This is a genomic window from Bacillus sp. REN16, from assembly GCF_020731355.1.
Lineage (GTDB): Bacteria > Bacillota > Bacilli > Bacillales > Bacillaceae_L > Ferdinandcohnia.
Genome location: NZ_JAJFZK010000062.1, coordinates 1 through 506 on the forward strand (window position 1 = coordinate 1; position 506 = coordinate 506).

Below are 506 nucleotides of genomic sequence, written 5' to 3' on the forward strand. Positions count from 1 at the left end.
GATGGAGCTTTGGATGAGATCCAAAGATTTTCTGGTGGAACTCCGAGATTAATAAATAAATTATGTACACATAGCCTACTTTATGGATCACAAAGTGGACGCCGTATTATTGATGATCATATGATTAAACATGTCATTCAAGGTGAGCTAGAATGAAACGAAGATGGGTACCTATGAGTTATAACAAAGGATTAGACTGTTGGTTAGTCGTTCTAAATAATACAGGATATAGAATGAATTGCGGAGAACCATTTGAACTTTGTATTGGCAAAAACTACGGAATTCCTTGTCGCTTAGAATTAGGGACACAATGGTACGTTGTGATAGGTTCGGAGGGTGTAAAGCTTAATTTAAGGAAGGATCAAACATATAAAATCAATATAAATTATTGATATAAAAGGGAAGCGAAAGATATTACTGCTTCCCTTTCTTTTTTGACAGGGTTTCCGTCAAAATGAGGACAAAATATCTCGTCATTTTCTGGACATTTCATGATGTCATTAACA

General features: G+C 35.0%; 1 protein-coding gene. It reads left to right on the forward strand.

Going from position 1 to position 506, the window contains the following annotated elements; translation table 11 throughout:
- The first annotated feature begins 152 nt into the window (after positions 1-152).
- Complete coding sequence (locus tag LKW28_RS22820; RefSeq protein ID WP_229142706.1) at positions 153-392, forward strand: DUF5348 domain-containing protein; 240 nt, start codon at positions 153-155, stop codon at positions 390-392.
- Positions 393-506 lie beyond the last annotated feature (114 nt).